Consider the following 12500-nt stretch of genomic DNA (forward strand, 5'->3'; position numbering starts at 1 on the left):
CGCCCACACGTTCATGTCCGCCATCTGCATCGCCGCAACCGTCATCTTCTGGCTGCCGCAATGAGTCCTGAGCCTAGCTGGTTGCAGGCCTGTTTCCGCGGGCCAGCACCAGCGCCCCCCCGAGCAACATCATTCCGACGATGTCGAGCGGCGTCAGCACTTCGCCGAACACGCCGTAGCCATAGAGCGCCGCGACCGCCGGCTGGGTTAGCAATGCGAGCCCGATCACGAGTGGAGTGAAATGGCGCAAGGCGAACACCAGCAGGCCTTGCCCCACCAGCTGGCTGAGCGCTGAGAGCGCGATCAGCGGACCCCAGCCGCCGCCCTGGCTGCCCGGTAACACCGGCTCCCCCAGCGCCAGCGCGAGCACCAGCAGCACGGGGCAGGCGAAGATGCTAACCCACACCAGCAGGCTCCACGCGCCGATCCCCCGTCGCGCACCTTGCAGTGTAAGCAGGTAAATCGCGTAGGAGAGGCCCGCCGCGAGGCAGAACAGGTCACCCACCAGCGTCGCGGCGGAAATCTCTAGGCTGCGCCCCATGAGGATAGCCGCGCCGCCCAGTGCGAACAGGATTGCGAGCCATTCCATTCCGCGCGGCAAGTGGCGCGCGATGATGAACCCCCAGAACAGCAGCACGATCGAACCCGCATTGCCGAACAGCGTGGCATTGCCGAGCCGGGTCATTCCGATCCCAATGTGCCAGCTGGCGAGGTCGAGCGCGAAAGCAATTGAGCCGATCGCGACGAAGAAGAGTGTGCGGCGCGGGATACCGGTCAGCGACTGGCCCGTGCTGCGCGCCAGAACGACCAGCACAGGCAGCGCCAGGAACAGGCGCCAGAACGCCGCGCTCACCGGGCCGCTGTCAGCCAGCCGCACTGCCCATGGACCAAGCGCCAAAGCGACATTGCCAGCCAGAAGGGTGAGCAGCAGCAACCAGCCGCGCGGCTGGGCAAGAGTTTCTTCCATGCCCCCCTCTTTTTCCATGGTTGCGCCGTAGCCCTGAAATCCCCAAGTGCGAAGCCGAATAGTTCGGACAGGAAAGGACAATTCCCTTGCACGACGCTCTCTTCCAGCCGCTCAAGATGGGCGCACTTGAAGCGAAGAACCGGATCTTCATGGCACCGCTCACGCGCGGTCGCGCGGCAGAACCGATGTTCGTCCCCAATGAATTGATGGCAACATATTACCGCCAGCGAGCCGGAGCGGGGCTGATCATCAGCGAAGCGACCGGAATCAGCCGCGAAGGGCTGGGTTGGCCCTCCGCCCCGGGTATCTGGAGCGAAGAGCAGGCCGAAGCATGGAAAGCTTCGACCGAGGCCGTCCACGAAGAAGGCGGGCTGATCGTGATGCAGCTGTGGCACATGGGCCGCATCGTCCACCCCTATTTCCTCGACGGCGAACCGCCTTTCTCGGCCAGCGCAACTTGCGCGCCCGGCCATGCGCACACCCCTGTCGGGCGTCAGGACTACCAGCCCGCCCGCGCGATGACGCTTGAGGACATCAAGCGTACTGTGGGCGACTATCGTCGCGCTGCCGCAAACGCCAAACTTGCCGGGTTCGACGGGGTGCAACTCCACGGCGCGAACGGGTACCTCGTCGACCAGTTCCTGCGCGACGGCACCAATTTCCGCGACGATGAATATGGCGGTTCACCCGAAAACCGCACCCGCTTCATGCGCGAAGTGCTTGAAGCGCTGGTCGACGTCTGGGGCGCTGACCGCGTCGGCATTCGCCTGTCGCCAAACGGCGAATCTCAGGGCTGCGACGACAGCAACCCGTCGGTGACATTCGCTGCTGCGGCGAAGGTGTGCGAAGATCTTGGCCTCGCCTTCGTCGAACTGCGCGAGCCCGGCCCGGAAGGCACTTTCGGTCAGACCGACGTCCCCAAGCAAAGCCCGATGATCCGCGAGATCTATTTGGGCCCGCTGGTGCTCAATAGCGATTACACCGCTGCGGAGGCCGATACGGACGTAAGCTCAGGCAAGTGCGATGCGGTGAGCTTCGGGCGGCCCTACATCTCGAACCCGGACCTCGCCGAACGCATTCGCGTGGGCGCGCACTGGAACCCCAACAAGGATGTGCCCAAGAGCTGGTACTTCCCCGGGGAAGCGGGCTACGTGGATTACCCGACACTGGCGGAAGAGCAGGCCGCGGCCTGATCGCTCTCGCGGCAGAGCCGGCTATCCGGCGGGCGGTTCCTCGCCTGCCGGGGCCGGTTCGGCCGCAGCTTCGCCGTCTACATCGGTCGTTTCGCCTTCTTCACCGGCTTCGCCTTCCTGCTCGGCGCGCGCTGCGCGCAGAACGGGCGATTGCGAGCGGAGCTGGTCGAGCGGCAGCATCTCGTCGCTGATCGAACCGCCCAGCACTTCGCCTTCGGCTTCGCGCGCATCGTCGCCCCGTTCGGGCGTCTGCCCGCCGCAACCGGCCAAAGCGAGCGTGGCTGGCAGGATGGCAATTCTCAGGCCTCGCATGAATGTCTCCCGCTTGCTCTGGCCAGATGTTCGAGGAAACCGTGGGCCTTGGCAATCAGCGCCTCGTCCCACTCCTTTTGCGAAATGTCGAGCCCCAACCGCTTGAGGCTCGTGACACCGAACTCTTCAATCCCGCACGGCACGATGCCAGTGAAGTGGGACAGGTCCGGATCGAGATTGACCGAGAATCCGTGCATCGTGACCCAGCGGCGCACGCGTACGCCGATCGCGCCGATCTTGGCTTCTCTCCCGTCGATATCTCGTGTCCATATGCCGACGCGGCCATCGACCGCCCAGCCTTCCACTCCGAAGGTAGCGAGCGTCGCAATGACCCATTGTTCGAGACCGTGGACGAAGCACCGCACATCCTTGCCGCGCTTCGTCAGGTCGAGCAGCACATAGCCCACCCGCTGGCCTGGACCGTGATAGGTGTAGCGCCCGCCCCGCCCTGCCTCGACCACTTCGAAGCGCGGATCGAGCAGCTCGTCGGCAGCTGCGCTGGTTCCTGCTGTGTAGACCGGCGGATGCTCAAGCAGCCACACCAGCTCGCGCGCCTCGCCCGCGGCGATCGCAGCGTTGCGACGCTCCATTTCGGCCAGCGCCTCACGATAGGGAACTTGCCGCTTTTCGTGGCGCCATTCGATCGCTTCTGTGGTTTGCGGATCCATCGCCGATTGCGTGGGGACATTCGCCTCGCTTATCAAGGGGGGAGCGCGATTTTCGCGCATCGACCGGGGAGAAGCAGTCATGAAGCTGGATATGGGCGCGGCATGGAACACGGCCACCTCACTGATCGGGCGCAACCGCGATGTCGTGCTTGTAGTCGCTGGGGTTTTCTTCTTCCTGCCATCCTTTGCTATCTCGCTGATCATGCCGCAGGCGGCTGCGATGCCGATGGCTGAATCGGGCGATAGCGAAGCGATGATGGCGGCCGTGATGAGCCTTTATGCAGATTACTGGTGGGCAATCCTGCTTTCGGGTGTGGCGCAAGCGATCGGTACGTTGGCGCTGTTGACGCTGTTGACCGATCGCGCAAGGCCAACTGTGGGCGAAGCAATCAAGGCAGGCGTTGTTTCCTTCCCATCATACTTCGTGACCAACTTGCTGGTGGCATTCGCGATCGCGATCCCGGTTGGCCTCGCTCTGGTGACCAGCCCGCTGGCCATTTTCCTTGTGATGCCAATCGTAGTCTATCTCGCGATCAAATTCTCATTGATCATGCCTGCGATCGCAATCGACCGGATCCTCAATCCGCTCGGCGCACTGGCGCGCTCGTGGAAGTTGACCAAGGGCAACAGCCTACGACTGTTCCTGTTTTTCATGCTCCTGTTCATCGCAACCGTCGTCATCTTCGCGCTGGTCTCGATGATATTCGGCGTCGTTTTCGCAGCCATGGGCGGAGAAGTCGAGAAGATCGGCAATGCGGTGGTCAGCAGCGCGATCAGCGCCGGGTTCGTTGTGATTTTCTTCGCAGTGCTCGCCGGAGTGCATCACCAGCTTGCCGGTGACCGCCCAGAGCAACGCGCCGAGATTATCGAATAAGTGCTCCGCGCCGAGCGAAGGCTGCCGAGCTCAGTCCTCGCCCGCCTCCGCTTTCCATGCCCAGAACAGCTTGCAGGGGAGGATATTTAGCCATTCAAATCCGCTGTCGATGCGCGGAAAATGCGGGCGCATGTAGTCAAGACATGCGGCGGTGAACTGGTAGACCAGGAAACCGCCGCCCGGACGCAAGGCGCGATGGGTGGCGCCCCCGATCGCCGGGGCAACGCCTGCCGGCAAGGTCGAGAACGGCAGGCCCGACAGGATGTAGTCTGCCTGCTCGAAGCCACGCTCGCGGATGATCTGTTCGACATCGGCTGCCGAACCCAGCACTGCGTGGAAACGCTTGTCGCGGATCGTGCGCTGCAAATAATCGATATAAAGCGGATTGGTGTCGATCACGATAAGCGTGGCATCCCCGCTCAACCGCTCAAGCACCGGGCGGCAGAATGTTCCAATGCCCGGACCATATTCCACAAACAGGCGGCAATCGCGCCAGTCAACCGGTTCCAGCATGCGCTGCACGGTGAAGCGCGAGGACGGGATAATCGAGCCGACCATGCGCGGATGCTCTACAAATCCCCGGAAGAATACGGCCCATTGCCCTGCATAGAGCGCCAGCCGGTCACGCAGCCGCCGCCGCAGGTCGATGGCAACTCCTTTGGAATTCATATAGCTTCCGCACTCTCGCTCGCAGCCGTCTAGCGCGCGACCTCGCAGATGCGGCCGCGCATTGCAAGCTTGACGCCGCTGGCGTAGCGCTTGTCGAACCATGGCTGACTTCGATCCTGCGACCACCACCACTGCCTCGCCAGCCAAGGCCCCGGCGCGCATTTCGCGCGAGCGGATGGTGCTGTTGTTCTCGGTGATGCTGGTGACGGCAGCGGGTAACACCGCAATGCAATCGGTCATGCCGTCGATCGGCACCGCGCTGGGCGTCGCCGACGTTTGGATCAGCCTCGCCTACACATGGTCCGCCCTGCTGTGGGTTATCTGCGCACCGCTTTGGGCGCGCCGGTCCGACCGGCGCGGTCGCAAGTCGATGATGGCGGTCGGCCTGCTCGGCTTCATTTCCTCAATGGCGCTGTGCGGCATGGTGCTGTGGTTCGGCCTTGCGGGCTTCATTTCGGCGAGCGCGACGTTGATATTCTTCGCCGCTGCGCGAAGCCTCTACGGCGGCTTCGGCTCGGCCGCGCCGCCTGCGGTACAGGCCTATGTCGCCAGCCGCACACCGCGCGCCGAGCGCACACAGGCACTTGCTTTGATCGCGTCGAGCTTCGGGCTCGGGACAGTCATTGGCCCGGCGCTCGCGCCGCTGCTTGTTTTCCCGAGGACCGGGCTTATCGGCCCATTCTTCGCCTTTGCAATGATCGCAGCGCTTGTGCTGGTTGCAGTCCGGCTGCGCCTGCCCAACGATGCGCCAAGCTATGCCGCACGCGGCGTGGTGGTTACGGCTCCCTTTAGCGCCAGCTCCAATTCCTCGCTAACCGGAGAGGACGAAAGCGACGACACGCCCGCCGATGCAGGCGGCTCCGTGCTACACGAGCCTGACGACATTCCGCACCTGAAGTGGAAGGACGAAAGGCTTCGTCCTTGGCTGATCTCGGGGCTTCTGGGCGGCCATGCGCAGGCTGCGACCCTCGGTATCATCGGCTTCTTCATCCTTGACCGGCTTGGGCTGCGCGGCGACCCAGGCGCAGGTGCCGGGCCGATCGGGCTTGTCTTGATGTCTGGCGCGATTGCAACCCTGCTGGCGCAATGGGGCCTCATCCCGATGCTGAAGCTCGGGCCGCGCGGATCGACCATGTGGGGGATGGCGCTCGCTGCGCTCGGCACCGTCACTTTCGCCGTCTCCAACGATCTTCACTCGATCGCCTTGGGCTTTGCCATCGCCTCACTCGGCTTCGGGCTCTATCGCCCCGGCTTCACTTCCGGCGCCTCGCTGGCCGTGACCCGGCGCGAGCAAGGCCAGGTTAGTGGCATGGTCGCCTCGGTAAACGGCGCTGCCTATATTTTCGCTCCTGCGATCGGGGTCTGGCTCTATGGCCACCACCCCGTGATTGGCTTTGCTGCGATCTGCACGCTTTGCGCGGCAGTCTATGTACTTGCGTGGCGCAAACTGACCCATGATGCCGACCTGATCATCAACCGGCACTGATCTCGTTCGTCAGAGAATTTCGCGCACTACCTCTTGCGGACGGCACAGTCGCACGCCCTTTTCGGTTTCGACCAGAGGGCGTTCGATCAGGATCGGCTCGGCCGCCATCGCCGCCAGTACCGTCTCATCGTCGGCATCGGGCAGCCCTCGCTCGGCTGCGTCGGTCCCGCGCAGGCGCAACCCCTTCTGCGGCGTGATCCCGGCATCGCGATAGAGCTGCGCCAGTTTGCCAGCAGTCGGCGGGTTCTTGAGATATTCGACCACGGTCAGGTCAACTCCGGCTTCCTCAAGAATCGCCAGCGTCTTTCGCGACGTGCCGCAATTGGGATTGTGCCAGATTGTTGCCTTCATGCGCAGATCCTCGTGTTCGGCCCGGCTTCTTCAAGCGGGCGATTTCATGCCTGCGCGCCCTAGCGATTCAAGAAAATTGCGGCAAGTTCACTTTGCCTGTTGCTTTTGCGACTAATTATCAATAGCGATCAATCCAGCAGCAATTGAGTCGAAACATAGGACCAAGGATGACATCCATCAGCAAAGGCCGGCTGCTCGCCGGCGCCGCATTCTTCGTGGCCCAGGCAAGCCCCGCATTCGCCGCAGCAGGCGCCGATGCGGCCGAGCAGGACCGGCAATATTTGCCAGATGGCATCATCGTGACCGGCCAGGGCGAAGGCTATGCCGAGGATGACGGGTCGAGCGGGACCAAGACACCCACCCCGGTGATCGACGTTCCGCAGACGATCACTTTCATCACCGAGGACCAGCTTGAGGACCAGTCGATCCGCCAGTTGGGTGACGCGCTGCGCTATGTGCCCGGCATCAGCATCGAGACCGGCGAAGGCCACCGCGACGAAATTTTCATCCGAGGCCAGGAAACCACCGCAGACTTCTATCTTGATGGCCTGCGCGACGACGCGCAATATTATCGCTCGCTCTACAATGTCGAACGGGTCGAAGTGCTCAAAGGCGCGAATGCCCTGATTTTCGGCCGTGGTGGCGGCGGCGGCGTGGTCAACCGCGTCAGCAAGACCGCGCGCATCAACGGGTTCGAAGCCGAAGTCGACGCATCGGTCGACACTTTCGGCGCCTTCTCGCTTTCGGGTGACGTCAACACCACGCTGTCCGGCGTCGCTGCAGCTCGCCTCAATGCCACCTATGAGGAATTCGACAGCAACCGCGATTTCTACAGCGGCCATTTCATCGGCATTTCGCCCACCGTCACGGTTGACCTGGGCGAGGCGACCCGCCTGACTGCGACCTATTCCCACGATGAAGACAGGCGGTTGGTTGACCGCGGCAATCCTGCCGACGGCAGCCGCCCTTTGCGCGGCTTCCGCGATACGCTGTTCGGCGATGCGGATTTCAACGACACCGATTCCAAGGTGCACATTGCCCACGCGCGGATCGACCATGAATTCTCGGGCAATCTTACCGCCAACGCCACGCTGCAATTTGCGGATTATGACAAGGCCTACCAGAACGTCGTGCCCGACGGCTTGCGCAATGGCGGGGCGGACGTGCAATTCTCTGGCTATCGCGACACCCAGACCCGCCAGAACTGGATCGCGCAAGCGAACCTGGTGTGGGAGCTGGACACCGGCGCAATTCAGCACATGATCCTGGCTGGGGTTGAAGCCAGCTGGCAGGATTCGAACAATGGCCGCAGCAACGTGCTGTTTGCCAATGGCACGGGTGGCACCACCAGCCGCTTCACCACTGCGCTGACCGACATCTTCACCTTCCCGGCGATCAGTCTGACCGGCCCGGTGCGTGACCGCGACAGCGAGCTCGAAGTCCTTTCAGGCTATGTCCAGGACCAGATCGACATCGGCGAACATTTCCAGCTGATCGCCGGCCTGCGCTGGGACCGGTTCGACCTCCAGACGATCGAACAGCTCAATGGCAATCGCGGCGACCGGGTGGACGAGAAAGCCAGCCCGCGCTTTGGCCTGATGGTGAAGCCCAACCCGCGACTGTCACTCTATGCCAGCTATGCCACCAGCTTCCTGCCGCAGGCTGGCGACCAGTTCTTCCTCCTCTCGCCAGGCGACTCAGCCTTCGCTCCCGAGAAATTCACGAATTATGAAATCGGCGCGAAATGGGTGCCCAGCGACAAGCTGTTCGTGACCGCCGCCCTGTTCCAACTCGAGCGGACCAACACCAAGGGCCCCGATCCGCAGGACCCAACGCTTGTCGCGCTGGTCGGCGAAAGCCGCATCCGTGGGCTCGAGTTCAACCTCGTCGGCGAAATCACTCCCGCATGGCAAGCCAACATCGGCTACACCTATCTCGATGGCGAGATCACCAGCACGAGCAGCTTCGGCGCGGAAGGATTGCGGCTCCAGCAATTGCCAAAACACCATTTCAGCGCCTGGACACGCTACGATTTCTCGGAGCAGTTCGGCCTGGGCCTTGGCGTGATCTACCAGGACGAGCAATTCACTAGCTTCAGCAATGCGGTGACTTTGCCTGACTATGTCCGCGTCGATGCCGCAGCCTATTACGCGGTGAACGAGCGGCTTTCGCTGCAGGTCAATGTCGAAAACCTGTTCGACGCCAGTTACTTCCCCAGCGCGCATGGAGACAACAACATCCAGCCGGGTAAGCCGCTAAGCGCACGGCTTGGCGTGCGGGTGAAACTCTAAGGGACTACTCGCCTTCTGGCGCGGGTGCCGGACGCAGTGCCGGCACTTCGCGCGCCGCATCTTCGGTGCTGATTCCGGGTGGCGGCGCGGCGCTTATCGTTTCTAGCCGCTGCGCCACACGTCCGGCACGCTGGATCGCCCGCACCAGCCGCGGATAAACGCCACAACGGCAGAGATTGGGGATCGCCGCCTTGATCTCGGCCTCGCTGGGATTGGCATTACTGCGCAGCAATGCAGCCGCGGCGATGGCGATGCCGGGGGTGCAAAAGCCACACTGGATCGCCTGCTCCGCTACCAGCGCCTGCTGGACCGGATGCGAACGATCGCGCGACAAGCCTTCGATCGTGGTGACGAAGCGCCCTTCGGCCTCGGCTATCGTCACAAGGCAGGACCGCAGCGCAGCGCCATCGACCAGCACCATGCAAGCGCCGCAGTCGCCATTGCCGCAGCCATATTTGGTGCCGGTAAGATTGGCCGCATCGCGCAGCGCCCAAAGCAGCGGGGTCTGCGGGTCCATGTCGAATTCGAGCGGACGGTCGTTGACAGTCATGCGCGGCATGAACGTGCGGGCTCCTTTGCGCACAGGGTCTGAGCGCCGCCTATCGCATGCGACACGGCGCCGCACAAGCCGCGCTGCTGGCGTAGATCGCCATCACCCGCTTGCCCTGCAGCACATGGGCCGGTGACGCTTCGTTAACCATCTTCCCTCATAGAGTTCGGTGATTGGGCCGGAGCCGAGGGCTGAAGTGATGGACGACTTGCTGGCGGATTTCATTGAAGAAACCCGCGAATTGCTCGAAGCCACCGCCGTTTCGATCGCATCGGCAGTCGACCAGCAGTCGGTTGCAGGCCAGGATCTGGCGCGGAGCATCGACATGGCCGCACGTGCCATCGATGCAGTTTCAAGCCATATCGAGGATGTGCGCGAACTTTCGTTGTCTACCGGCGCGGCCGCGTCTCAGGTGCTATCGTCTGCGACCGACCTCGAGGAACAGGCTTCGACCCTTCGCAAGCAGGTGCATGACTTCCTCGCAAAGGTCCGCAGCGCCTAGTCCTGTCGCGGCCTGCGTTGGGCGCAGGCCGGGTCATGACCGCACATCATTGTAAAGCTCGGAGGGGTCGCATCCATTGCGGCCCCTTTTCGTATGCCGGTCAGTAATTTAGCGGCAACCGTACGCCTTCACTCGCATGGTAATAGCTACAGGCGGACGGCGTAGTCCGAAGTGCTCCGTTGCGCTCGTAGCCGCGAGATCATGCCCAGCCAATCAGATCACCAGGCCTTCGTATCTTGAAGGCACAGGTTGAGACGACACATTACCGACTCTCCAAAAGGGATCTAGCGCGGGTCGGCAAGTCACCGATCTGCCACGGCGCGGGCCGACCAATGCGGCCCTGCGGAAGACTCCTGTGCGCCATGGCACAGGGTGCCAAAACGACAAACGCCGCCTCCGGGAGGGAAGGCGGCGTTGGTATGTCTGTAATGGTTGCGGGGGTTGGATTTGAACCAACGACCTTCAGGTTATGAGCCTGACGAGCTACCGGACTGCTCCACCCCGCGGCACCGTTAAGATCGACGTCTGTAGAGACGCCAAAAGGGCCGCCCTTCTTGGGTCAGCCCTTCGACTTGTGAATGGGTTTTTCCGCGCACCCGCCGGCTACAATGCCTGGCGACGACCTACTCTTCCAACGCTTAAGCGTTAGTACCATCGGCGCTACCTGGTTTCACGGCCGAGTTCGAGATGGGATCGGGTGGGTCACAGGCGCTATGGCCACCAAGCAATGAAGCAGGCGGATGCGGGTTTAATCGATGCCCCTTTTTCAAGGGTGTTCTGGGCGTATCTGGCACTGAGGTTCCTCCTCACAATGCCAACCTGCGTTGCAGGGCTGTCATTGATGGCGGGATTCATCAAGCGCGATCAGAACTATTAGGACTGGTTAGCTCCACGCATTACTGCGCTTCCACACCCAGCCTATCAACGTCGTGGTCTACGACGGTTCGAAGATACCTTATCTTAAGGGAGGCTTCCCGCTTAGATGCTTTCAGCGGTTATCCCGTCCATGCATAGCTACCCTGCGGCACCCTTGGCAGGATGACAGGTACACCAGAGGCATGTTCACCCCGGTCCTCTCGTACTAGGGGCAACTCCTTTCAAGTATCGACGCCCACGGCAGATAGGGACCAAACTGTCTCGCGACGTTCTGAACCCAGCTCACGTACCACTTTAATTGGCGAACAGCCAAACCCTTGGGACCTGCTCCAGCCCCAGGATGTGATGAGCCGACATCGAGGTGCCAAACGATTCCGTCGATATGAGCTCTTGGGAATCATCAGCCTGTTATCCCCGGCGTACCTTTTATCCGTTGAGCGATGGCCCTTCCACGAGGGACCACCGGATCACTATGACCGACTTTCGTCTCTGCTCGACTCGTCAGTCTCGCAGTCAGGCAGGCTTATGCCATTGCACTCTAACAGCCGGTTTCCAACCGGCCTGAGCCTACCATCGCGCGCCTCCGTTACTCTTTAGGAGGCGACCGCCCCAGTCAAACTACCCGCCACAGAGGGTCCTACTACCGGATAACGGTAGTTAGTTAGACATCAGAAAACAGCAGGGTGGTATTTCACCTATGGCTCCAAGACAGCTGGCGCCGTCGCTTCAAAGCCTCCCACCTATGCTACACAACTCTTTCCTAATGCCACTCTGAAGCTGCAGTAAAGGTGCACGGGGTCTTTCCGTCTAACCGCGGGTACTCCGCATCTTCACGGAGAATTCAATTTCGCTGAGCATATCCTGGAGACAGTGGGGAAGTCGTTACGCCATTCGTGCAGGTCGGAACTTACCCGACAAGGAATTTCGCTACCTTAGGACCGTTATAGTTACGGCCGCCGTTTACTGGGGCTTCAATTCGGAGCTTGCACTCCTCCTCTTAACCTTCCAGCACCGGGCAGGCGTCAGACCCTATACGTCGTCTTGAAGCCGACTTAGCAGAGTCCTGTGTTTTTGCTAAACAGTCGCTACCCCCTGGCCTGTGCCCCCCACCAAAAGTTGCCTTAAGATGGGGCCTCCTTCTTCCGAAGGTACGGAGGCAATTTGCCGAGTTCCTTCAGGATACTTCTCTCAAGCGCCTTGGTATACTCTACCTGACCACCTGTGTCGGTTTCGGGTACGGTCTATACGGAGAGGCTATTTCCTGGAACCACTTGGCTGCATGTCCAATCCAATAAGGACACACAACTTCCGCGATCCGTCACACATCTCCAGGCCCACGAATATTAACGTGGTTCCCATCGACTACCCCCTTCGGGCTCGTCTTAGGGGCCGGCTCACCCTGCGCCGATTAGCGTTGCGCAGGAACCCTTGGTCTTTCGGCGAGAGGGCATCTCACCCTCTTTGTCGCTACTCATGTCAGCATTCGCACTTCCGATATGTCCACCGTCGGTTACCCTTCGGCTTCAACCACCTACGGAACGCTCCGCTACCGCTCAGTCATAAGACTGAACCCTAAGCTTCGGTGCATCACTTTAGCCCCGATACATCTTCGCCGCAGGAACCCTTATTTAGACCAGTGAGCTGTTACGCTTTCTTTAAAGGATGGCTGCTTCTAAGCCAACCTCCTGGTTGTTTTGGGATTCCCACATGCTTTCCCACTTAGTGATGACTTGGGGACCTTAGCTGTAGGTTAGGGCTGTT

Annotated in this window: 11 protein-coding genes, 1 tRNA gene and 2 rRNA genes (1 of these 14 running past the window's edge); 5 read left to right on the forward strand and 9 right to left on the reverse strand. The window is 61.4% G+C overall.

Annotated elements, in window-relative coordinates; genetic code table 11:
* Window positions 1–73: 73 nt before the first annotated feature.
* The gene (locus VRS74_RS03615; protein WP_354143886.1) at window positions 74–967 is read right to left on the reverse strand and encodes a DMT family transporter; all 894 of its coding nucleotides are present in this window, start codon (window positions 965–967) and stop codon (window positions 74–76) included.
* An 86-nt stretch (window positions 968–1053) separates the two neighbouring features.
* On the opposite strand from VRS74_RS03615, the gene VRS74_RS03620 reads away from it, so the two are divergent.
* Complete coding sequence (locus VRS74_RS03620; RefSeq protein ID WP_354143887.1) at window positions 1054–2160, forward strand: alkene reductase; 1107 nt, start codon at window positions 1054–1056, stop codon at window positions 2158–2160.
* 21 nt (window positions 2161–2181) lie between these two features.
* On the opposite strand, the gene VRS74_RS03625 is transcribed toward VRS74_RS03620, so the two are convergent.
* A complete protein-coding gene (locus VRS74_RS03625; RefSeq protein WP_354143888.1) occupies window positions 2182–2472 on the reverse strand; it encodes a hypothetical protein in 291 nt (96 codons plus the stop codon).
* Window positions 2460–3140: a lipoyl(octanoyl) transferase LipB gene (lipB, locus tag VRS74_RS03630; protein WP_354143889.1), complete on the reverse strand. Its 681-nt coding sequence runs from the start codon at window positions 3138–3140 to the stop codon at window positions 2460–2462. Before lipB ends, VRS74_RS03625 begins: the two co-directional genes overlap by 13 nt.
* A 79-nt stretch (window positions 3141–3219) precedes the next feature.
* On the opposite strand from lipB, the gene VRS74_RS03635 reads away from it, so the two are divergent.
* Complete coding sequence (locus VRS74_RS03635; protein WP_354143890.1) at window positions 3220–4014, forward strand: glycerophosphoryl diester phosphodiesterase membrane domain-containing protein; 795 nt, start codon at window positions 3220–3222, stop codon at window positions 4012–4014.
* A gap of 30 nt (window positions 4015–4044) precedes the next feature.
* Here VRS74_RS03635 and VRS74_RS03640 read toward each other — a convergent pair whose 3' ends face one another.
* Window positions 4045–4683: a class I SAM-dependent methyltransferase gene (locus tag VRS74_RS03640; RefSeq protein WP_354143891.1), complete on the reverse strand. Its 639-nt coding sequence runs from the start codon at window positions 4681–4683 to the stop codon at window positions 4045–4047.
* A 100-nt stretch (window positions 4684–4783) separates the two neighbouring features.
* Between VRS74_RS03640 and VRS74_RS03645 the strand changes: the two genes are divergently transcribed.
* A complete protein-coding gene (locus VRS74_RS03645) occupies window positions 4784–6169 on the forward strand; it encodes an MFS transporter (RefSeq protein ID WP_354143892.1) in 1386 nt (461 codons plus the stop codon).
* Window positions 6170–6178: 9 nt separating this feature from the next.
* On the opposite strand, the gene arsC is transcribed toward VRS74_RS03645, so the two are convergent.
* Window positions 6179–6520: an arsenate reductase (glutaredoxin) gene (gene arsC / locus VRS74_RS03650; RefSeq protein ID WP_354143893.1), complete on the reverse strand. Its 342-nt coding sequence runs from the start codon at window positions 6518–6520 to the stop codon at window positions 6179–6181.
* A gap of 167 nt (window positions 6521–6687) precedes the next feature.
* On the opposite strand from arsC, the gene VRS74_RS03655 reads away from it, so the two are divergent.
* Window positions 6688–8811 (forward strand): TonB-dependent receptor, encoded by a 2124-nt coding sequence (locus VRS74_RS03655; RefSeq protein ID WP_354143894.1) that lies wholly within the window; start codon window positions 6688–6690, stop codon window positions 8809–8811.
* 4 nt (window positions 8812–8815) lie between these two features.
* Here VRS74_RS03655 and VRS74_RS03660 read toward each other — a convergent pair whose 3' ends face one another.
* Window positions 8816–9370 carry a (2Fe-2S)-binding protein gene (locus VRS74_RS03660; RefSeq protein WP_354143895.1) on the reverse strand — a complete coding sequence of 185 codons (555 nt, stop codon included), beginning with the start codon at window positions 9368–9370 and terminating at the stop codon, window positions 8816–8818.
* A gap of 190 nt (window positions 9371–9560) precedes the next feature.
* On the opposite strand from VRS74_RS03660, the gene VRS74_RS03665 reads away from it, so the two are divergent.
* On the forward strand, window positions 9561–9863 hold the full coding sequence (locus tag VRS74_RS03665; protein WP_354143896.1) for a hypothetical protein: 303 nt from the start codon (window positions 9561–9563) through the stop codon (window positions 9861–9863).
* A gap of 429 nt (window positions 9864–10292) precedes the next feature.
* On the opposite strand, the gene VRS74_RS03670 is transcribed toward VRS74_RS03665, so the two are convergent.
* The 3 genes from VRS74_RS03670 to VRS74_RS03680 form a co-directional block, all read right to left on the reverse strand.
* Window positions 10293–10369 (reverse strand) — tRNA-Met (locus VRS74_RS03670).
* Window positions 10370–10473: 104 nt separating this feature from the next.
* A 5S ribosomal RNA gene (rrf, locus tag VRS74_RS03675) occupies window positions 10474–10588 on the reverse strand.
* Between the two features lie 128 nt (window positions 10589–10716).
* A 23S ribosomal RNA gene (locus tag VRS74_RS03680) occupies window positions 10717–12500 on the reverse strand; it runs 1006 nt beyond the window's last position.

Source organism: Altererythrobacter litoralis (genome assembly GCF_036324225.1).
GTDB classification, from domain to species: Bacteria; Pseudomonadota; Alphaproteobacteria; order Sphingomonadales; family Sphingomonadaceae; genus Erythrobacter; species Erythrobacter litoralis_A.